Origin of the sequence: Pseudomonas sp. 18-147 (genome assembly GCF_051048045.1) — a bacterium.
GTDB lineage: Bacteria > Pseudomonadota > Gammaproteobacteria > Pseudomonadales > Pseudomonadaceae > Pseudomonas > Pseudomonas aeruginosa.
Genome location: NZ_CP182296.1, coordinates 694,494 through 715,647, shown reverse-complemented (window position 1 = coordinate 715,647; position 21,154 = coordinate 694,494). Strand labels below are relative to the sequence as shown.

The 21,154-nt window shown below is 65.4% G+C and carries 17 protein-coding genes; 4 read left to right on the top strand and 13 right to left on the bottom strand.

The features are described 5' to 3' along the window. Window positions 1–72: 72 nt before the first annotated feature. From trpE to ACM0M4_RS03265, 10 genes are all read right to left on the bottom strand, one after another. Window positions 73–1,551 carry an anthranilate synthase component I gene (gene trpE, locus ACM0M4_RS03310; RefSeq protein ID WP_003142794.1) on the bottom strand — a complete coding sequence of 493 codons (1,479 nt, stop codon included), beginning with the start codon at window positions 1,549–1,551 and terminating at the stop codon, window positions 73–75. A gap of 72 nt (window positions 1,552–1,623) precedes the next feature. After that, on the bottom strand, window positions 1,624–2,442 hold the full coding sequence (locus ACM0M4_RS03305) for a phosphoglycolate phosphatase (protein WP_003099532.1): 819 nt from the start codon (window positions 2,440–2,442) through the stop codon (window positions 1,624–1,626). Then, a complete protein-coding gene (rpe, locus tag ACM0M4_RS03300) occupies window positions 2,442–3,116 on the bottom strand; it encodes a ribulose-phosphate 3-epimerase (protein WP_003085122.1) in 675 nt (224 codons plus the stop codon). The genes ACM0M4_RS03305 and rpe overlap by 1 nt, the downstream gene beginning before the upstream one ends. 123 nt (window positions 3,117–3,239) lie before the next feature. Next, window positions 3,240–4,070, bottom strand: a complete 831-nt coding sequence (locus ACM0M4_RS03295; RefSeq protein ID WP_003099535.1) for an ABC transporter permease — start codon at window positions 4,068–4,070, stop codon at window positions 3,240–3,242. Between the two features lie 105 nt (window positions 4,071–4,175). Continuing rightward, a complete protein-coding gene (locus ACM0M4_RS03290; RefSeq protein ID WP_003109044.1) occupies window positions 4,176–5,423 on the bottom strand; it encodes an ABC transporter permease in 1,248 nt (415 codons plus the stop codon). Between the two features lie 114 nt (window positions 5,424–5,537). Continuing rightward, complete coding sequence (locus ACM0M4_RS03285) at window positions 5,538–6,584, bottom strand: ABC transporter substrate-binding protein (RefSeq protein WP_003099539.1); 1,047 nt, start codon at window positions 6,582–6,584, stop codon at window positions 5,538–5,540. Between the two features lie 55 nt (window positions 6,585–6,639). Continuing rightward, a complete protein-coding gene (locus tag ACM0M4_RS03280; protein ID WP_003085109.1) occupies window positions 6,640–7,749 on the bottom strand; it encodes an ABC transporter ATP-binding protein in 1,110 nt (369 codons plus the stop codon). Between the two features lie 233 nt (window positions 7,750–7,982). Continuing rightward, window positions 7,983–9,017, bottom strand: coding sequence for a polyamine ABC transporter substrate-binding protein (locus ACM0M4_RS03275; protein WP_003085106.1), 1,035 nt, complete (start codon window positions 9,015–9,017; stop codon window positions 7,983–7,985). Between the two features lie 128 nt (window positions 9,018–9,145). Beyond that, window positions 9,146–9,778 carry a response regulator gene (locus ACM0M4_RS03270; protein ID WP_003085103.1) on the bottom strand — a complete coding sequence of 211 codons (633 nt, stop codon included), beginning with the start codon at window positions 9,776–9,778 and terminating at the stop codon, window positions 9,146–9,148. 45 nt (window positions 9,779–9,823) lie between these two features. Further along, window positions 9,824–12,217, bottom strand: a complete 2,394-nt coding sequence (locus ACM0M4_RS03265) for a PAS domain-containing sensor histidine kinase (protein ID WP_221345482.1) — start codon at window positions 12,215–12,217, stop codon at window positions 9,824–9,826. Between the two features lie 151 nt (window positions 12,218–12,368). Here ACM0M4_RS03265 and ACM0M4_RS03260 point away from each other — a divergent pair, with 151 nt between their 5' ends. Beyond that, window positions 12,369–13,430 carry an alpha/beta hydrolase family protein gene (locus ACM0M4_RS03260; protein WP_003117961.1) on the top strand — a complete coding sequence of 354 codons (1,062 nt, stop codon included), beginning with the start codon at window positions 12,369–12,371 and terminating at the stop codon, window positions 13,428–13,430. Here ACM0M4_RS03260 and ACM0M4_RS03255 read toward each other — a convergent pair whose 3' ends face one another. The 3 genes from ACM0M4_RS03255 to ACM0M4_RS03245 are packed head-to-tail and all read right to left on the bottom strand — an operon-like array spanning window position 13,431 to window position 15,878. Beyond that, window positions 13,431–14,189, bottom strand: coding sequence for a DnaJ domain-containing protein (locus tag ACM0M4_RS03255; protein WP_003099547.1), 759 nt, complete (start codon window positions 14,187–14,189; stop codon window positions 13,431–13,433). A gap of 1 nt (window position 14,190) precedes the next feature. Beyond that, window positions 14,191–14,865, bottom strand: a complete 675-nt coding sequence (gene murU, locus ACM0M4_RS03250; protein ID WP_003099549.1) for an N-acetylmuramate alpha-1-phosphate uridylyltransferase MurU — start codon at window positions 14,863–14,865, stop codon at window positions 14,191–14,193. After that, window positions 14,862–15,878, bottom strand: coding sequence for an aminoglycoside phosphotransferase family protein (locus ACM0M4_RS03245; protein ID WP_054375848.1), 1,017 nt, complete (start codon window positions 15,876–15,878; stop codon window positions 14,862–14,864). Before ACM0M4_RS03245 ends, murU begins: the two co-directional genes overlap by 4 nt. Before the next feature lie 126 nt (window positions 15,879–16,004). Between ACM0M4_RS03245 and lptD the strand changes: the two genes are divergently transcribed. Genes lptD through pdxA form a run of 3 tightly spaced genes read left to right on the top strand, consistent with a single transcriptional unit; the run spans window position 16,005 to window position 21,062 of the window. Continuing rightward, window positions 16,005–18,806: an LPS-assembly protein LptD gene (lptD, locus tag ACM0M4_RS03240; protein WP_034007354.1), complete on the top strand. Its 2,802-nt coding sequence runs from the start codon at window positions 16,005–16,007 to the stop codon at window positions 18,804–18,806. Further along, window positions 18,787–20,079, top strand: coding sequence for a peptidylprolyl isomerase (locus tag ACM0M4_RS03235; RefSeq protein ID WP_003109024.1), 1,293 nt, complete (start codon window positions 18,787–18,789; stop codon window positions 20,077–20,079). The genes lptD and ACM0M4_RS03235 overlap by 20 nt, the downstream gene beginning before the upstream one ends. Then, window positions 20,076–21,062, top strand: coding sequence for a 4-hydroxythreonine-4-phosphate dehydrogenase PdxA (pdxA, locus tag ACM0M4_RS03230; protein ID WP_054375849.1), 987 nt, complete (start codon window positions 20,076–20,078; stop codon window positions 21,060–21,062). The genes ACM0M4_RS03235 and pdxA overlap by 4 nt, the downstream gene beginning before the upstream one ends. Window positions 21,063–21,154: the final 92 nt, after the last annotated feature.

Genomic DNA, 21,154 nt, shown 5'->3' with positions numbered 1-21,154 from the left:
GGGTCCAGCCGGGCATAAAAAGGCGGATGGCGCAAACGCCATCCGCCTTCTTTTCTTCCGCCTCGCGCCGTCTTACTCGACGCTCTGCTCGGCCAGCGCCACGGCGCGGAACATCGCCCGGCGCTTGTTGATGGTTTCTTCCCACTCCAGCGCCGGCACCGAGTCGGCAACGATACCGCCGCCGGCCTGCACGTGGAGTTCACCGTTCTTGATCACCGCGGTGCGGATGGCAATGGCGGTGTCCATGTTGCCGTTCCATGCCAGGTAGCCGACCGCGCCGCCGTAGACTCCACGCTTGACCGGCTCCAGCTCGTCGATGATCTCCATGGCGCGGATCTTCGGCGCGCCGGACAGCGTACCCGCCGGCAGGATCGCCCGCAGCGCGTCCATCGCGCTGAGCCCCTCGCGCAATTGCCCGGTGACGTTGGACACGATGTGCATGACGTTGGAGTAACGTTCGATCACCATTTTTTCGGTGACCTTCACCGCGCCGATGTCGGACACCCGCCCCACGTCGTTGCGCCCCAGGTCGATCAGCATCAGGTGCTCGGCGATCTCCTTGGCGTCCGACAGCAGATCCTGCTCCAGCGCCAGGTCGGCCTCTTCGTTGATCCCGCGCGGACGGGTACCGGCGATCGGGCGCACCGTCACCAGGCCATCCTCGACCCGTACCAGCACCTCCGGCGAGCTGCCCACGACATGGAAGTCGCCGAAGTTGAAGAAGTACATGTAGGGCGTCGGATTGAAACAGCGCAGCGCGCGGTACAGGTCGATGGGCGCCGCCTTGAACTCGATGGACATGCGCTGCGACGGCACCACCTGCATGCAGTCGCCGGCCAGGATGTAGTCCTTGATCCTTCCTACCGCGTTTTCATAGTCCTCGCGGGTGAAGCTGGCACGAAACGCCGGCTCCCGGCCCTGGGTCGCCTCGAGGTCGAGGCCGCGACGCGGGGTGATCGGCTGGCGCAGACGCTCCAGCAGCTCCTCCAGACGTGCCTGGCCGCGCTCGTAGGCATTTTCCTCGGAGGGATCGGCGAGGACGATGGCGTGGATCTTCCCGGCCAGGTTGTCGAATACCACTACGGCATCGGACACCATCAACAGGATATCCGGGTTGCCCAGCGGGTCCGGGTTCGGACAGGTGGCCAGGCGTTTTTCCACGTAGCGCACGCAGTCGTAACCGAAATAGCCGACCAGGCCTCCATCGAAACGTGGCAAGCCGGGCACGGTGGGCACCTGGTAGCGCGCCTTGAACTCCTCGACGAAAGCCAGCGGGTCGGCGCAATCGAAGCGCTCGGTTTCCATGCCATCGATGCTGATCCGCACTTGATGGTCGTAGACCCGCAGCACCGTGCGACACGGCAGGCCGATGATCGAATAGCGCCCCCATTTCTCGCCGCCCTGCACCGACTCCAGCAGGTAGGAGTTCGGCGCGTCGGCCAGCTTCAGGTAGATCGACAGCGGCGTGTCGAAGTCGGCAAGGGTCTCGAAGGACAGCGGGATGCGGTTGTAGCCATCGGCGGCCAGCCGCAGGAATTCTTCGCGATTCATGATCAGCCTCATCGGAGGAGAGAACGGTCAACAGGGTGCAAACGCGCGCCGGCTATCCGGCGGAGGATGATGTCAGGCGCGCCAGCGCCAACGCGCCAGGGCCTTGATGACCTTCATCCAGAGTTTGCTGACCGCCACGGCTTGATCTCGCTGGTCGGAGGGGGAAAGGGAGTCGTCCGGCAACACTATCTCAGCGGCCTGGTCGGCGCAAGGCAGCAGGTCGCGCAGGTTGTCGATGACCAGGGTGGGCGCTTCCTCGGCGATCGGCCGGCCGTGGTTGTAGCCATAGGTCAGCGCCGCGCAGCGCACGCCGGCAGCTTTGGCGGCGAGCACGTCGTTGCGCGAGTCACCGACGAACAACGCATCTTCGGGCTCGATGCCGGCCATCTTCATCACGAACAGCAGCGCCGCCGGGTCGGGCTTCTGCTGCGGCAGGGTGTCACCGCCGATGATCCAGCGAAAATAGCGACCCAGCTTCATCTCATCCAGCAGCGGAGCGACGAAGCGCTCCGGCTTGTTGGTGATCAGCGCCATTTCCACGCCGTTGCGCTTGAGCCACTTGAGGGTGTCGACGACGCCGGGGTAGACCTCGGTGAGCGCATGACTGTCGGCATAGGCCTCCATGAACAACGCCAGCGCGGCTTCGGTTTCCTCCTCACCGATGCCGTCGTGCTCGATGCTTCCGGCCAGGGCGCGACGCACCAGGACGCGTGCGCCGTTACCGATCCACTGGCGGACCTTCTCGATGCCCGCCGGCGGCCGCCCGAGGCTGGCGAGCATGCTGTCGACCGCGGCGGTGAGGTCGGGAACGGAATCGACCAGCGTGCCATCCAGGTCGAACATCACCAGACGCGGCAGGCGCGTGGCGAAGAACGGCTCCGCAGCGCTCATTACTGGTGCGCCTGGGCCAGTTCGGCATGCATGGCGCGGATGACCTCGGCGTAGTCCGGGGCGTTGAAGATGGCCGAGCCGGCGACGAAGGTATCGGCGCCCGCCGCGGCGATCTCACGGATGTTCTTGACGTTGACGCCGCCATCGATCTCCAGGCGGATCTCGCGACCGGAGGCATCGATCAGGGCGCGTGCCTCGCGCAACTTGTCGAGGGTACCGGGGATGAATTTCTGCCCGCCGAAGCCGGGGTTGACGCTCATCAGCAGGACCATGTCGACCTTGTCCATCACGTACTTCAGCACCTCCAGCGGAGTGGCCGGGTTGAACACCAGGCCCGCCTTGCAACCGCCGTCGCGGATCAGTTGCAGGGAACGGTCGATGTGCTGGGAAGCTTCCGGATGGAAGGTGATGTAGGTGGCGCCAGCTTCGATGAAGTCGCCGATGATGCGATCCACCGGGGATACCATCAGGTGCACGTCGATCGGCGCGCTCACGCCGTACTTGCGCAGCGCCGAGCAGACCATCGGGCCGATGGTCAGGTTCGGCACGTAGTGGTTGTCCATCACGTCGAAGTGAACGATGTCGGCACCGGCGGCGAGCACCTTGTCCACGTCCTCGCCCAGGCGGGCGAAATCGGCGGAAAGGATCGACGGAGCGATGGCGAAGGGTTGCATGGCGCACCTCAAAGGGGATCACGGAAGGCGCGCATTGTAGCCGTTATCGGTTTTTGGCGGTGAAAATGACGACTTTTCGCCGCAGCGGCCGACGCCCGGACCAAGCCGGGCGCGCCCTGCGCCTCAGCCGCCGGGTTGTGCGGTACGCATCTTCTCGCTGCGCCCGCGCAGCCATTCCAGGGTCAGCAACAGCAGTACGGAGAAACCGATCAGCAGGGTCGCCGCGGCGGCAATGGTGGGGCTCAGGTTCTCGCGAATGCCGCTGAACATCTGCCGCGGCAGGGTGGCCTGCTCGGGACCGGCGAGGAAGAGGGTCACTACCACTTCGTCGAACGAGGTGGCGAAGGCGAACAGCGCGCCGGAAATCACTCCCGGAGCGATCAGCGGCAGGGTCACCCGGAAGAAGGTGGTCAGCGGCGGCGCGCCGAGGCTGGCGGCGGCGCGCACCAGGTTGTAGTTGAACCCCTGCAGGGTCGCGGAGACGGTGATGATCACGAACGGCACGCCGAGCACCGCATGCACCACGATCAGCGACAGGTAGCTGTTGCCGAGCCCCAGCGGAGCGAAGAACAGGTAGCTGGCCACGCCGATGATCACCACCGGCACCACCATCGGCGAAATCATCAGGCTCATCACCAGTGCCTTGCCGCGGAACTCGCCGCGGGTCAGGCCGATCGCCGCCAGAGTGCCGAAGACCATCGCCAGCAGGGTCGCCGCCGGAGCGACGATCATGCTGTTGGTCAACGAGCGCATCCACTCGGCGGACTGGAAGAAGTCGGCGTACCAGCGCAGGGAGAACCCTTGCAGCGGGTAGACCAGGAAGGTGCCGGAGTTGAACGACAGCGGCACGATGACCAGCACCGGCAGTACCAGGAACAGCAGTACCAGGCCGCAGAGGATGCGCAGGGAGTAGAACCACAGGCGCTCGACCGGGGACATGTAGGGACTCAGCATGACTCGCTCTCCAATGTGTTTCGTGCGGATCCCCCTCTCCCCGCCCTCCGGGCAACCTTTTTTCCGAAGGCAGAGGGGAATCGGTTGGCCTTCTCGGAAGGCCCTCTATCCCAGGCGCAGGCGGCTGGCGCCCACCAGCCAGCTGTAGACGACGTAGAGCACCAGGGTAGCGAGCAGCAGCAGGCCGCCGAGGGCGGTGGCCATGCCCCAGTTGATGGTGCTGTTGGTATAGAAGGCGACGAAGTAGCTGACCATCTGGTCGTTCGGGCTGCCCAGCAGCGCCGGGGTGATGTAGTAGCCGATGGACAGGATGAACACCAGCAGGCAACCGGCGCCGACGCCCGCGACGGTCTGTGGGAAATACACCCGCCAGAAGCTGGCGAACGGGTGGCAGCCGAGGGAAATCGCGGCGCGCATGTAGCTCGGCGAAATGCCTTTCATCACGCTGTAGATCGGCAGGATCATGAACGGCAGCATGATGTGCACCATCGCGATGTATACGCCGGTGCGGTTGAACACCAGTTGCAGCGGCTGGTCGATCAGGCCAAGCTTGAGCAGCGCGCCGTTGATCAGGCCACCCGATTGCAGCAGGACGATCCAAGCAGCGACACGTACCAGGATCGAGGTCCAGAACGGCAGCAGGACCAGGATCATCAGCAGGTTGCTCTTGCGCGTCGGCAGGTTGGCCAGCAGGTAGGCCAGCGGGTAGGCCAGCAGCAGGCAGATGACGGTGATCACCGCACCCATCCAGAAGGTGCGGGCGAAGATGTCCAGGTAGATGGCCTGGTCCGGGGTGGCGCGCGCCACTTCGCCGAGATCGTCGATCCGGTGGTCGAGGGCTGCGAGCAGGTAATAGGGCGTATAGCTGCTGGCGTTGCGGCGGATCACCTGCCAGTAGGCGGGGTCGCCCCAGCGCTCGTCGAGCTGCTCCATGGCGTCCTTGTAGGAAGCGGGCTCCTCCTTGAACGGCAGCTTGCGCGCGGTCTTCGCCATCAGGCTGCGATAACCGGCCAGTTCCATGTTCAGGCGCTTGGAGAGATCGCCGATGGTCTGGTTGCGACGAGCCTCGGCGAGATCCTGGCTGAGCGCCTTGTAGACGGCGTCGGCCGGCAGCGACTTGCCGTCCCAGGCGGAGATGGCTTCTACCGTCAGCGGCAACGAGCGAACCACTTCCGGGTTGGACACGCTCTTGTAGAGCAGGGCGGCGATCGGCACCAGGAAGGTCAGGACCAGGAAGGCCAGCAGGGGCAGGATCAGCGCCTGGGACTTCAGGCGGTTCATCCGCTCGGCGCGCGCCAGGCGTTGCTTGAGGGTGCTGCCGGCGGCCTGGGACATGGGCACAGCTGTGGCCATAGCGAACTCCGGAAAAAAAGCGGGCCGTCGGGGGCGACCCTGGAAAGTGTGGAACGGTAGGAGGAGCCGCCGCGCGGCGGCCCCTCCGGCCCTCTCTGGAGGGTCAGGCGAGGATTACCTGGCCGCCCAGGCGTTGAAGCGCTGTTCCAGTTGTTCGCCGTAGTCGGCCCAGAAGGTCACGTCCATTGCCACCTGGTTCTGGATGTTTTCCGGAGTGGTCGGCATGTCCTTCAGCAGGGCCTTGTCCAGCAGCGGCACCGCCTGCTTGTTGGCCGGACCGTAGGCGATGTTTTCCGAGTAAGTCTTCTGCTGCTGGGGCTGCACCGAGAAGGCGATGAACTTCAGGGTCTCTTCCCGTTTCTTCGCCCCCTTCGGGATGGCCCAGGCGTCGAAATCGTAAATGCCGCCGTTCCATACCACCTTCAGGTTGCTTTCCTTCTGCACCGCGGCGATCCGACCGTTGTAGGCAGAACTCATCACCACATCGCCGGAAGCCAGGTACTGCGGCGGCTGGGCGCCCGCCTCCCACCACTGGATGCTCGACTTGATCTCGTCGAGCTTCTTGAAGGCACGATCCTGGCCTTCCTTGGTGGCGAGCACGCCGTAGACGTCCTTCGGCGCCACGCCATCGGCCATCAGGGCGAATTCGAGGGTGTACTTGGCGCCCTTGCGCAGGCCGCGCTTGCCGGGGAATTTCTTGATGTCCCAGAAGTCCGCCCAACTGGTCGGCGCGCTTTTCAGCTTGTCGGCGTTGTAGGCGAGCACCGTGGACCAGACGAAGAAACCCACGCCGCACGGTTGGATGGCGCCGGGCACGAAGTCCTCGGTCTTGCCGAACTGCGCCGGGTCGAGTTCCTCGAACAGGCCTTCGTCGCAGCCGCGCGACAGCTCCGGCGACTCCACTTCCACCAGGTCCCAGGACACGCTGTTGGTATCGACCATGGCCTTGACCTTGGCCATCTCGCCGTTGTATTCGCCGGCGACGATCCTGTTGCCGGTGGCTTTCTGGTAGGGCTCGTAGAACGCCTTGATCTGGGCGCTCTTGTTGGCCCCGCCGAAGGACACCACGGTCAGGTCCACCGCCATGGCCTGGGCCGCGCATGCCAGGCCGGCCGCCAGGGTGGCGAACTTCAGGCTGGCCGCTTTCAGGGATTTCGACATTATTGTTCTCTCCACAGTGCAGGGTTGCTTCGGTACGGTTCGGGACTGCCGGCGCTCACGCCGCCGGCAGAGGGTCGAGCGCCCTCACATGCTCGACCTGCCAGCCCAGCGGAACCACATCACCGACGCTCAGCGTCGGGTCCAGCTCGGCGATCGGCTGCTTGACGAAGAAGTCGTCGCGGCCGCAGACCTCCAGGCGCACACGCACGTGGTCGCCCAGGTAGACGAATTCGGCCACGCGGCCGGAGAAACGGTTGACGCAAGACTCGCTGGCACCGTTCAGGCGCACCCGCTCGGGGCGGATCGACAAGGTCACCGGCTCGCCCGGCTGGCCGACGTTGACCGCCAGCGCCTCGACCTTCTCGCCGCGCGGCAGCCCGACCACGCAGCGCTCGCCGTCGCAACTGAGAAGCTGCCCGGATAGACGGTTGTTCTCGCCGATGAAGTTGGCCACGAAGGTGTTGCGCGGCTGCTCGTAGAGATTGCGCGGCGGCTCGATCTGCTGGATTTCGCCCTGGTGGAACACCGCCACCCGGTCGGACATGGTCAGCGCCTCGCCCTGGTCGTGGGTGACGTAGACCACGGTGACGCCGAGGCGCTGGTGCAGATGCTTGATTTCCATCTGCATGTGCTCGCGAAGTTGCTTGTCCAGCGCTCCCAGGGGCTCGTCCATCAGCACCAGTTGCGGCTCGAAGACCAGCGCGCGGGCCAGCGCCACGCGCTGCTGCTGGCCACCGGAAAGCTGCGCCGGATAACGCCCGGCGAAGGCGTCGAGCTGGACCATCGACAACGCGCGCTTGACCCTTTCCTTCACGTCGGTCTTGCTCATGCCGCGGACGCTGAGGGGAAAGGCCAGGTTCTCGGCCACGGTCATGTGCGGGAACAGCGCATAGTTCTGGAACACCATGCCGATGTCGCGCTTGTGCGGAGGGACATTGTTGATCGAGCGACCGGCCAGGAGGATTTCGCCGGCGGTGGGGGTTTCGAAACCGGCCAGCATCATCAGGCTGGTAGTCTTGCCGGACCCGGAGGGGCCGAGCAGGGTGAGGAATTCGCCCTTGCGAATGTCCAGGTTGAGATCCTTCACGATGAGGGTCTCGCCGTCGTAGCTTTTCTGCACGCCACGGAAGCTGACCAGCACATCGCCGCCTTGAGTCTCGGCCATAACCGCACCTTTGTTCGTTTTATGGATGCTGTGCGAACAGCCTAGAGAACCCGGCGCAGGACGCAAATCGGCCGGCAAGAGAGTTTTCTATCAGGGGAAAGGAAAGCTCTTTGTAGGAATCGCCCTACAAAAAAGATGCATCCCGGAATGGGCCGAACCGCTCTGGGAAGGGGCTTTCGAGAAGAGCAAAGGTTTGCGCGCCAGCGCTCTCCGGCTGGCGCGCAACGGCCTCCTCAGCGCTTGGCCCAGTTCTGGAAACGCTGCTCCAGGGCCTCGCCGTGCTCCGCCCAGAAGGCCACGTTCATACCCACCGCGTTCTGCATGTTCTGCGGCGCGGTCGGCAGGTTGGCAGCCACTTGCGGATCGAGCAGGCCTACCGCCTTGCGGTTGGCCGGGCCGTAGGCGATGTTCTCGGCGAAAGCCTTCTGCTGCTCCGGCTGGCTGGCGAAACGGATGAACTCCTCGGCCAACTGCTTCTTCCAAACCCCGACCGGCAGCGCCCAGAAGTCGAAATCGTAGACGCCGCCGCTCCAGACCATTGCCAGGCGCTGCTTCTCGGCCTGCGCCGCGGCGATCCGCCCGTTATAGGCCGAACTCATCACCACCGTGCCATCGGCCAGGTCGCGCACAGGGTCCTGCCCGGACTTCCACCAATGGATATAGGGCTTCAGCTCGTCGAGCTTGCGGAATGCCCGCTCGACGCCGGCGGGCGTCGCCAGCGTCTGGTAGACGTCCTTCGGCGCCACGCCATCGGCCATCAGGGCGAACTCCAGGCTGTACTTGGCGCCCCAGCGCAGGCCGCGCTTGCCGGGAAACTTCTTCACGTCCCAGAAATCCGCCCAGCCCTGCGGGCTGCCCGCAACCTTGCCGGGGTTGTAGGCAAGCAGCGTGGTCCAGACGAAGATGCCGACTCCGCAGGGCTGCACCGCGCCGGGAACGAAATCCGCGGGATCGCCGACCTTCGCCATGTCCAGCTTCTCGAACAGACCTTCCTCGCAACCGCGCGCCAGCTCCGGCGCCTCGACTTCCACCACGTCCCAGGAGACGTGGCTGATCTCCACCATGCGCTTGAGCTTGGCCAGGTCGCCATTGTAGGAGCCATGCACCACGCGATTGCCGGTGGCGCTCTTGAAGGGTTTGTAGAACGCGGTTTCCTGGGCTTCCTTGTTGGCGCCGCCGAAGGAAATCACGGTCACGTATTCCGCCCAGGCGGGCGCGGTAACTCCGAGAAGGGCGCACAACAGGCCCGTCCTCATGGCTGGCAACATCGTTTCTTCTCCTTATCGTGTTGGCCGGCAAGCATCATTCCCTGCCGCGCGGAAGCCAGGTAGACAGCAGATCGCGAAAACCGGACCTGGCGCACAAGCCGCGAGCAAAACCTGGGCGAACGCCCCTGTCAGAGCAGGCGGTGCTCCATCGCGTAGCGCACCAGGTCGGCTACCGAATGCGCGTTGAGCTTCTGCATCAGGCGTGCCTTGTGGGTACTGATGGTCTTGTTGCTGACCGCCAGTTGCTGGGCGATCTCGTTGACGTTGGCGCCCTGCACCAGCCGCTCGAACACCGAGAACTCGCGCTCGGAGAGCAGCGCATGGGGCGGACGCGAATCGGTCAGGCCGACCTCGAAGACCATCCGATCGGCAAGGTCCGGGTCGATGTAGCGTCCGCCGCCGGCGACCCTGCGGATCGCGGTGAGCAGCAATGCCGGATCGCTGTCCTTGGTGGCATAGCCGGCAGCACCTATCTTCAGGGCGCGGGCGGCCATCTGCGCCTCGTCGTGCATCGACAACACCAGGATCGCCGGCGGCTCGTTCAGCGCGCGAATCCGCGGAATCGCCTCGAGGCCATTGACGCCGGGCATGGAGATATCCAGCAGGACCACCTCGCAAGGCGTTCCGCGCAGGGTTTCCAGCAACTGCTCGCCATTGGTGGCCTCGCCGACCACCTGCAGGTCCTTGGCCATGCCAATCAGTTGCTTGATGCCTTCCCTGACGATCGTGTGGTCTTCAGCGACCAGGACTCGGATCACCACTCTTTGCTGCCTCACGCTGTTCCGCCTTGCCGGCGGTTGTTCTTGTCACGGGCCCGCGACGCCCAGCGGAATCCTCACGCTGAGCGTGGTGCCCTCGCCGGGGGCACTGTCGATGTCCAGCGTACCGCCCATCATCAGCACCCGCTCGCGCATGCCGACCAGGCCGAAGGAACTGCCACGCCCCACCGTGGCAACATCGAACCCGCGACCGTCGTCGCTGACGCTCAGGCACAGCTCGTCGCCCTCGCGCAGCAGACGCAGTTGCACAGTATGCGCCTCGGCATGCCGCATGACATTGGTCAACGCCTCCTGGAGGATGCGGAACAGGCCGATAGCCTTGGCGTCGACCAACTGCGGCGAGTTCTCCGGCACCTCCACCAGGCAGGGAATCTGCGTGCGCGCCTCGAAGCGCCGCGCCTGCCACTCCACCGCCGAGCCGATTCCGGCGTCGAGGATCGGCGGGCGCAGTGCGGTAGCCACGTCGCGCACCAGCTGGAACAACTGGGCGATCAGCTTTTTCATGTTGCCCAGGCGTTCGCGCAGGCCCTCCTGGGCATCGGCATAGGCCAGCTCGCACATCGAGGTTTCCAGCTTCAGCACCGTCAGCACCTGGCCCAGCTCATCATGGACCTCGCGGGCGATACGCGCCTTCTCCTCCTCCCGCACCGACTCCAGGTGCGCCGACAGCTCGCGGAGCTGGGCGCGCGACTCGCCGAGTTCGAGTTCGATCTGCTTGTTCGCGGTGATGTCCCAGACCACCCCGTCCCAGACCGCACGACCATCCTCGAAACAGCGCGCCGAAGCCTTGATGTCGGCCCAGCGCAATTCGCCCTGGCGGGTGAGGATGCGGCCCTGCCAATGCCAGTCGCGATTCTCGTCGAGGGCAGCCATCTGGCTCGACCAGTAGCGCTCGCGGTCGTCGGGATGGACCAGGCCACGAATGCCGCGGCCGCTTTCGATCAGTTCGCGAGCGCTGTAGCCGACCAGCGCCTCGCTGCCCTCGCTGATATAGGCGAAGTCGGAAAACGCGCCGGCCCGCGGGCGCTCCAGGCGGAAGACCATGCCCGGCACGTTGGAGGCGATGCCCTTCATCCGCGCCTCGCTTTCCTGCAATGCCTCGCGGGCACGGCGGCGCTCGGTGACGTCGCTGAGGAACACCACCAGATACTCGGACGTGCCGAAGCGCAGGAAGCTAAGCGAGACGTCGGCCGGCAGCCAACTGCCGTCGGCGCGCAGGCAGCGGGTCTCGAAGCTGAGCGGGCCCTCCTCGCTATTGCGCGCACGACGCCAAAGATTCAACCAGCGGTCCATGTCCAGGCCGGGCTCGAAGTCGGCCAGCGGACGGTCCACGAGTTGACCGTCGGCATGGCCGAGCATCTGTTCGGCGGCGCGGTTGGCGTAGCGTACGCGGCTGTCCCAGTTGACCCAGAGGATGCCCAGGGTGCTGTTGTCGATGGAGAACTGGGTCAGGCGCAGCGCCTCCTCGGCCGCCTGGCGCAGCTCCAGGTCGCGGCGGGCGCCGTACAGCCGGGCTTCCAGCGCATGCTGCTGGCGCCGCTGGAGGAACACCGCCGCCAGCGCGCCGGCCAGCAGCAGGCCGAGGAGGATCGACAGGTTCTGCCAGAACCCCGGCGACTCGCCGAGGCGCGGATACTTGGGTTGCAACCAGCGCTCGTGCAACTGGTCCAGGGACTTGCGCGGCAGCGAGCGCAACGCCTGGTCGACCACCATCGCCAGTTCCGGCCAGTCGCGACGGGTCGCCACCCGCAGCAGCTGCGGGTAGCCGATATCGCCAACCACCGCTAGCTCGGCGAACTCCGGTTCGCGGGTCAGGCGGCTGAGTTGCGCTTCGTCGATCACCGCGTAGCGTGCCTGTCCGGCGAGCACGGCGCGCAGCACCTCGCGTTCGGAATCGGCCGACACCCACTGCAGGCCGCTATAGGTGCTGCTGAGGTAGTCAGCTACCGAACTGCCGGCCCGCACGGCAACCCGGGTATCGCGCTCCAGTTGCTCCAATTCGACGCTGCCGCTGCCATCGGGCTTCCCCACCACCAGCCGGGAAACCCGCAGGTAGGGATCGGAGAACAGCCACAAGCGCAGCCCGGCTGGGGTCTGGCTGAGGCCGGGAGCGATATCCACGCGCCCAGCGCGCAGGGCATCGTCGAGCGCCGCCTGGTCGGGATAGCCCTGCCACCGCAAGGTCACCTGCATTGCCGTGGCCAGCCAGCCCATCAGCTCCACGTTGGCCCCGGAGTACTGTTGCAGGCGGCGGTCGTACTGGGCATAGGGCGCTTCGGTGACCACCCCGACGCGCAATTCCCGATGCTCCGCCAGCCAGGTCCGTAGCTCCGCCGTCAGCGGCAAGGCGACCGACTCCTCCGCTCGCACGGGCAGGCTCAACAGCAGACAGCAGAAGAGCAGACAGCAACGACGCAACATGCCGGCGACACTCCACGGAATACACCGCAACGGAAGGAAAAGCGGGCATACCTTACCGCGAGCGCGACCGGCGAACCATGCGAAGGCTCGGCCTGACAAAGAAGTGCTCTGGGTTTAGGCTGCCTTCTGAATTGTCTATCGGGAATTTCCAATGCCGGCCTTCTCTCTACTGCCGAAGCCCTCCGTCCTGCTGCCGCTGCTATTGGCCGCCGCTTTCCTGCCGCCGGCTTTCGTTCAAGCCGAAGAGGAGGCCGCCAAGGACCAGCCGCCGGCCCCCGTGGAACGCCCGGCGGTCAGCGAGCGCAGCCAGGACGAGGCCAAGGGGCTGGAGCGCCAGTTGCCGGAGGACGGCCAGCAGATCCTCAAGGCCGGCGACGAAAGCTTCCTCACCCTCTGGTTGCCAGCCAACACCGCCGAGGCCGAAGGTGTAGTGATCCTGGTTCCCGGTGATGGCGAAAGTCCGGACTGGCCGCAAGCCATCGGCCCGCTAAGGCGCAAACTGCCGGATGCCGGCTGGCAGACCCTGAGCCTGGCCCTGCCCGACCCGCAGAGCACCGCGCCGGTTACCCGCCCTGCGGAATCCGCCGCCAGCGCCAGCGCCGACAAGGACGCCAGCGCCGCGGACAGCGCAAGCAAGCCTGACGTGAAAGGCGAAAGCGGCAACGCGCCGGCGCCGGAAAGCACCGCCGAAGCCGGCAGCGGCGAACCGGCGCAGAGCGAGGACCAGGCCCCTCCCCCAGCCATCGATCCGGTCGAGCAGCGCAAGGCGCACGCCGAACGGGTCATGGCGCGCCTGCAGGCGAGCATCGACCTGGCCCTGCAGCACGAACCGAAAAGCGTCGTCCTGCTCGGTCATGGCACGGGCGCCTATTGGGCGGCACGCTACCTGGCGGAGAAGGAGCCTGCGGAAATCCACAACCTGCTGCTGGTTGCCGCGGAGGTACCGCGCGATTTTCGCCCGGCGCTGGAAGATATGGTGCCGAAGCTGAAACTGGCGACCGGCGACTTCTATTACCGCGACGCCCGCGCCGACCGCGAGGCGGCCAGGCTGCGCATGCAGGCCGGCAAGCGGCAGAAACACCCGGCCTACGTACAAATCGCGATGCAGGCGCTACCGGCCGACCCCAAGGCGGAGCAGGAGCAACTGTACCGACGAATCCGCGGCTGGCTCAGCCTTCACCTGCAGGCCGATGCGCAGAAACCTGCGGAGTGATCAGCGAAACCCCTCACGCTCTCGGACCAGGGCGTAGGCCGCCTGCAATTCACGGGTTTTCTCGGTAGCCGCACGCACGCGCTCGACGCTGGCGCCGGCTCCCGCCAGTTTGTCCGGATGGTGCTGGCTGATCAGCTTGCGATAGGCGCGTTTGATCAGCGCCGGCTCGCTTCCGGCCTCCACGCCGAGCAGCAGCAGGGCCTCACGGTAGCTATCCCGGGCGACAGCGCGCGTCCGCTTCGGCATGACCCGCGCCGACAAGCGTTCCGTTCGCTCCGCCGACCAACCCAGCCAGCGCCCCCATTGCAACACCAGTTGTCGCGCCGACTGGCTGAGCACGCCGCCAGCCCAGGCCATCCGCCAGCAGGCGAGCAATACTGCCTCCGCACGTTCGCCCTTCAGACGCGCGACCTCCGCCTGCAGATGGGCGATGCCGGCCTTGCCCTTGCCGAAGGACGCGATGGCACGCCGCTGGGCTCGCCTATCGAGCTTGCGCAACGCCATCTCCTCGCGCGCCTGGCGGATATGCATCTCCTCCACCCGCCCGCCGCTCTTGGCCAGATAGCCGAGCAACTGAAACAGCAGGTCGTCCTCATCGTTCACCGCCCGCCCGCGCAAGCGCGCCAGCAGGCCGCGCCAGGACTCCAGGCGCAACCTGCGGTCCAGCAGTTGCCCCAGCAGGCCGCCGAGCAGGGCGCCGGGGATGCTGGCCAGGGCCCAGCCGGCTCCGGCTCCGATCAGCGTAGCGGGCCAGAGCATCTCAGGCGTGCTCCGCCAGCAATCGCTCGACTTCCGCCAGGCGCTCGTGGGTACCGACGTCGACCCACTGCCCACGATGGTGTTCGCCGCTGACCCGCCCCGCGGCGATGGCCTTGCGCAATAGCGGCGCCAGCTTGAAGGCGCCCGGCTGGCAGCCCTCGAACAGCGCGGGATGCAGTACGGCGATCCCGCTGTAGGTAAGGTTGCCGCCCGCTTCGCGGGTCTCGCCCACCCGTCCGCCGGCATCCAGGTGGAAATCGCCGGCGGGATGGTGCGCCGGGTTGTCGACCAGCACCAGATGCGCCAGGTCGCCGTCGGCAAGATGCAGCCGAGAGTAGTCGAAGTCGCTCCAGACATCGCCGTTGAGCAACAGGAACGGCTGCTCGCCGAGCAATGGCAGGGCGCGGAAGATTCCGCCACCGGTTTCCAGCGGTTCACCCTCCGGGGAATAGGCGATCCGCCCGCCCAGGCGCGAACCGTCGCCGAGATAGGCCTCGATCTGCTCGCCAAGCCAGGCATGGTTGATCACCCAGTCGTCGACTCCGGCCTGGCGCAGCGCCAGCAACTGACGCTCGATCAATGGCACGCCGGCGGCCTCGATCAGCGGCTTGGGCGTGTGCAGGGTGGTCGGCCGCATGCGCTCGCCACGCCCGGCGGCGAGGATCATCGCCTTCATGCCTCGGCTCCCTGCGGCAGCGAGGCCAGCAGCTCGCCCAGTTCGGCCAGCTCGGGACGGCGTGCCACGGCGGTTTCCAGATAACGGAAGAAGCGCGGCACGTCACCCAGGTAGCGCGGCTTGCCGTCGCGGTGACAGATGCGGGCGAAGATGCCAATCACCTTCAGGTGCCGCTGCACGCCCATCAGGTCGCTGGCGCGGAGGAAGTCCTCGAAGCTTGGTGGCAGCGGGATGCCGGCCCAGGTCGCCTTCTTCCAGTAACGACTCAGCGCGGCATGCACGCGCGGCTCCGGCCAACTGACGAAGGCGTCCTTGTACAGGCAGGTGACATCGTAGGTGACCGGGCCGTGCAGGGCGTCCTGGAAGTCGAGGACGCCCGGGTTGGGCTCGCTGAGCATCAGGTTGCGCGGCATATAGTCGCGATGGACGAACACCCGCGGCTGCTCCAGCGCGCTGCGTACCAGCAGGTCGCAGATCCGCTGCCAGCGGGCCAGCGTCTCGCCCTCCAGCTCCACGCCCAGGTGACGGGCCAGGTACCAGTCGGGGAACAGCTGCAGCTCGCGGCGCAGCACCCCTTCGTCGTAGGCAGGCAGGACACCGGCGACATCGACCTTCTGGAAGGCGATCAGCGCATCCAGGGCCGGTTCGAACAGCTCGTCGGCATTCCCGGGATGAAGCACGTCGAGGTAGGTCTGCCGGCCCAGGTCACTGAGCAGCAGGAAACCGTTCTCCAGGTCCTGGGCGAGAATCCTCGGCACATGCACGCCGGCTCCGGCGAGCAGTCCGGCGACCTTGACGAACGGTCGGCAGTCTTCCTGGGGCGGCGGCGCGTCCATCACCACCAGGCTGCGGTCCCCTCCCTGCCAGCGGAAATAACGACGGAAGCTGGCGTCGCTACTGGCCGGGATCAGTTCGGCGGGGGGCACTTCCCCCCAACCTTCGGCAACGAACAACTCGGGCAAACAAGAGTCCAACCAGCGATTCAGCTGCTGGAAACGGGCATCATCAGACATTTACGGGGTTCTCCACGGCCCTAGCCGTTGCGCAGGTCATGCTTTATTATCCAGCATCTTTTTCAGCCCATCGAGAGGCGTGCGGCCCACCGGGCCGATGGCGCGCAGGAAGCCCGGATTAACAAGATGGCAGTGAAATCCCTCGTGTTTCGAAGAAAGTTTCCCCTGCTGGTCACCGGCAGCCTGCTGGCTCTGCAGCCGGTCGCAGCATTGACTGTACAGGCCGCCGATCAGTTCGACTGCAAGGTGTCGGCCACCGGCGGCTGGGATTGCTCCCCGCTGCAGAACGCCAATGCCAACCTGCCACCGCGCCCGGCGCATACCGCGACCTCGGTCAGCACCGCCGCGGCGGGCAGCAGCGTATCCGGCAGCGGAGGCGAAACCGTCGAGGCAGAGCCGACCCAGCGCCTGGTCACCGAGTCCGGCGGTCGCGCGCTGAAGTCCCGCAGCGCGGACTACTCGCACCTCGACTGGATTCCTCGGGAAAAACTGACCGCCGCCCAGTTGGCGGAAATCGGCCCCTATTGCGGCGGCTCCTACATCGAGCCGGTCCGTCCGGGCATGGATGACGGCGCGCCCAGCGACGAGAGCCCGACCTACGTATCCGCCAAGGCTTCGCGCTACGAGCAGGAAAAACAGATCGCCACCCTCGCCGGTGACGTGGTCCTGCGCCAGGGCAGCATGCAGGTGGAAGGCGACGAGGCCAACCTGCACCAGCTGGAAAACCGCGGCGAACTGGTCGGCAACGTCAAGCTGCGCGACAAGGGCATGCTGGTGGTCGGCGACCACGCCCAGGTCCAGCTGGACAACGGCGAGGCCCAGGTCGACAACGCCGAGTACGTGATCCACAAGGCCCATGCCCGCGGCAGCGCGCTCTACGCCAAGCGCAGCGAGAACGCCATCATCATGCTCAAGGATGGCACCTACACCCGCTGCGAACCGAGCAGCAACGCCTGGACCCTGAAGGGCAACAACGTCAAGCTGAACCCGGCCACCGGCTTCGGCACCGCGACCAACGCGACCCTGCGGGTCAAAGATTTCCCGGTGTTCTACACCCCGTACATCTATTTCCCGATCGACGACCGCCGCCAGTCCGGCTTCCTGCCGCCGAGCTTCAGCAGCACCAGCGACACCGGCTTCACCCTGGTCACCCCGTACTACTTCAACCTGGCGCCGAACTACGACGCCACGTTGTACCCGCGCTACATGGCCAAGCGCGGCATGATGCTGGAAGGCGAGTTCCGCTACCTGACCCACAGCAGCGAAGGGATGGTGACGGCCGCCTACCTGAACGACAAGGACGACCACCGCGAGAACTTCCCGGACTACAGCAAGGACCGCTGGCTGTACGGCCTCAAGAACACCACCGGCCTCGATTCGCGCTGGCTGGCCGAGGTCGACTACACGCGGATCAGCGATCCCTACTACTTTCAGGACCTGAACAGTGACCTGCAGGTGGGCAGTACTACTTACGTCAACCAGCAGGGAGCCCTAACCTATCGTGGCGATACCTTCACAGCACGCCTGAACGCACAGTCGTATCAGTTGGCGACCACCACTGATATTACGCCCTATGATCGCCTGCCGCAGATCACCTTCAACGGCTTCCTTCCCTATAACCCGGGCGGCCTGAAACTGGATTACTCCACCGAGTTCGTTCGCTTCGACCGCGACCTCGACGAGAATGTCTACTTCAACGATGACGGCAGCATCCGTGGACAGCGCCCAGACGCTTATCTGGAAGGCCTGGCCCGTGCCACCGGCGACCGCATGCATCTTGAGCCTGGCGTCAGCCTGCCGATGACCCGTAGTTGGGGGTACCTGACGCCGACGCTGAAGTATCTCTACACCAAATATGATCTGGATCTGGACAGCAAGGGCAAGAACTCCCTCAACGTCTATCAGGAAACCTTCGATAGCAATCAGGACCGCTCGCTACCACTGGTCAAGATTGACAGCGGCCTGTACTTCGACCGGGACACCAGCTTCGCAGGCACCAAGTTCCGCCAGACCCTGGAACCTCGCGCCATGTACCTGTACGTGCCATACAAGAACCAGGAAAATATCCCGGTCTTCGACACCAGCGAACCGTCATTCAGCTACGACTCGCTATGGCGTGAGAACCGCTTCTCAGGCCGCGACCGCATCGGCGACGCCAACCAGCTGTCCTTGGGCGTGACGACTCGCTTCATCGAATCGAACGGTTTTGAACGTGCCACACTGAGTGCCGGCCAGATCTACTACTTCCGTGATCGCCGAGTCCAGTTGCCAGGCCTGAGCGAAAAAGATCTGGATCTCTTGGAACAAAAGAGGCTGGAAGATCCAGCTCTGCCAGAAGTAAAGAGACCAGACACCGACAGTTGGCGGTCACCTTATGCCCTGGCCGGTCTGTACCGCTTCAATCGTGACTGGAATGTCACTTCCGATTTCAATTGGAACCCAAACACCAGCCGCACCGAGTCCGGCAGTGCAATGTTCCACTACCAACCGGAAAACAATCCGAACAAGGTCGTCAATGCGGGCTATCGCTATCGCGAAGACTCCCGTCGCTTCAACAGCTCCACCGGGCGCTTCGAATATGGTCGCGAAAACGACATCATCAAGCAGCACGACTTCTCGGTCATCTGGCCGCTGGTGCCGCAGTGGTCCGTGCTCGCCCGCTGGCAGTACGACTACAACAAGAACCGCACACTCGAGGCCTTCGGCGGCTTCGAATACGACAGCTGCTGCTGGAAGCTGCGCCTGATCAACCGCTACTGGCTGGATGTGGACGATGACGCCTTCCTCGTGCAGAGCGAGAAGGCCGACCGCGGCATCTTCCTGCAGATCGTCCTGAAGGGCCTCGGCGGCATCGTAGGCAACAAGACGGAAATGTTCCTCGACAAAGGCATCCAAGGTTATCGTCAACGTGAAGATCAAGCTATGTAACCGGCTGCGCCCCCTTGCATTGGGCGCAGCACTCCTTTGCTCCTTCGCGCATGCCGAAGTGGTACCACTGGACCGGGTCGTCGCCATCGTCGACAACGATGTGATCATGCAGAGCCAGCTCGACCAGCGCCTGCGTGAAGTGCACCAGACGCTGCTCAAGCGCGGCGCGCCGCTGCCGCCCGAGCACGTGCTGACCCAGCAGGTGCTGGAACGCCTGATCATCGAGAACATCCAGCAGCAGATCGGCGACCGCTCCGGCATCCGTATCTCCGACGAGGAGCTGAACCAGGCGATGGGCACCATCGCCCAGCGCAACGGCATGAGCCTGGAGCAGTTCCAGGCCGCCCTCACCCGCGACGGCCTGTCCTACGCCGACGCCCGCGAGCAAGTCCGTCGCGAGATGGTGATCAGCCGTGTGCGTCAGCGCCGGGTCGCCGAGCGCATCCAGGTCAGCGAGCAGGAGGTGAAGAACTTCCTTGCCTCGGACATGGGCAAGATCCAGCTTTCCGAAGAGTACCGCCTGGCCAATATCCTGATCCCGGTGCCGGAAGCCGCGTCCTCGGACGTGATCCAGGCCGCCGCAAGGCAGGCCCAGGAGCTCTACCAGCAGCTCAAGCAGGGCGCCGACTTCGGCCAACTGGCGATTTCCCGCTCGGCCGGCGACAACGCCCTGGAAGGCGGCGAGATCGGCTGGCGCAAGGCTGCCCAGTTGCCGCAGCCGTTCGACAGCATGATCGGCTCCCTGGCCGTCGGCGACGTCACCGAGCCTGTCCGCACCCCCGGCGGCTTCATCATCCTCAAGCTGGAAGAGAAGCGCGGCGGCAGCAAGATGGTCCGTGACGAGGTGCATGTCCGCCATATCCTGCTCAAGCCCAGCGAAATCCGCAGCGAAGCGGAGACCGAGAAGCTGGCGCAGAAGCTGTACGAGCGCATCCAGTCCGGGGAAGACTTCGGCGAACTGGCGAAGAGCTTCTCCGAAGATCCGGGTTCCGCCCTCAACGGCGGCGACCTGAACTGGATCGATCCGGAAGCCCTGGTGCCCGAGTTCCGTCAGGTGATGAACGATACCCCGCAGGGCGAGCTGTCCAAGCCGTTCCGCTCGCAGTTCGGCTGGCACATCCTGCAGGTCCTCGGCCGTCGCGCCACCGACAGCAGCGAGAAGTTCCGCGAGCAGCAGGCGGTAAGCGTACTGCGCAACCGCAAGTACGACGAGGAACTGCAAGCCTGGCTGCGGCAGATCCGCGACGAGGCCTACGTGGAAATCAAGCAGTGAGCCTGCGCTTCGCGCTCACTCCAGGCGAGCCGGCAGGTATCGGACCCGATCTGTGCCTGCTGCTCGCCCGCTCCGCCCAGCCCCACCCCCTGATCGCCATCGCCAACCGCACGCTCCTGCAAGAGCGCGCCGGCCAACTGGGCCTGGCGATCGACCTTAAGGACGTTTCCCCGGCCGCCTGGCCAGAGCGACCGGCCAAAGCCGGCCAACTGTACGTATGGGATACGCCCCTGGCCGCCCCGGTCCGGCCCGGGCAATTGGACCGAGCCAACGCCGCCTACGTCCTGGAAACCCTGACCCGCGCCGGCCAGGGCTGCCTCGACGGGCACTTCGCCGGGATGATCACCGCACCGGTGCACAAGGGCGTGATCAACGAAGCCGGCATCCCCTTTTCCGGCCATACCGAATTCCTCGCCGACCTCACCCACACCGCCCAGGTGGTGATGATGCTGGCCACTCGTGGCCTGCGCGTTGCCCTGGCGACCACCCACCTGCCGCTGCGCGAGGTCGCCGACGCCATTAGCGACGAGCGCCTGTCCCGGGTCGCGCGCATCCTCCACGCCGACCTGCGCGACAAGTTCGGCATCGCCCATCCGCGCATCCTGGTCTGCGGACTCAACCCGCACGCCGGCGAAGGCGGTCACCTGGGCCGGGAAGAGATCGAGGTGATCGAACCCTGCCTCGAGCGCCTGCGTGGCGAAGGCCTCGACCTGGTCGGCCCGCTGCCGGCCGACACCCTGTTCACTCCCAAGCACCTGGAGCATTGCGACGCGGTGCTGGCGATGTACCACGACCAGGGTCTCCCCGTGCTCAAGTACAAGGGCTTCGGTGCCGCCGTGAACGTGACCCTCGGCCTGCCGATCATCCGCACCTCTGTCGACCACGGTACCGCGCTCGACCTGGCCGGAAGCGGCCGCATCGATAGCGGCAGCCTGCAGGTCGCCCTGGAAACCGCCTACCAGATGGCGGCCAGCCGCTGCTGACGGCGGTCGGCCATCGTTTAGCCCTGCCGGCCCGACGCTTCGCTGTTAAAATGGCGCCCTTTCGCATCCGCGCCTCCCGCCTTGGCCTGGGG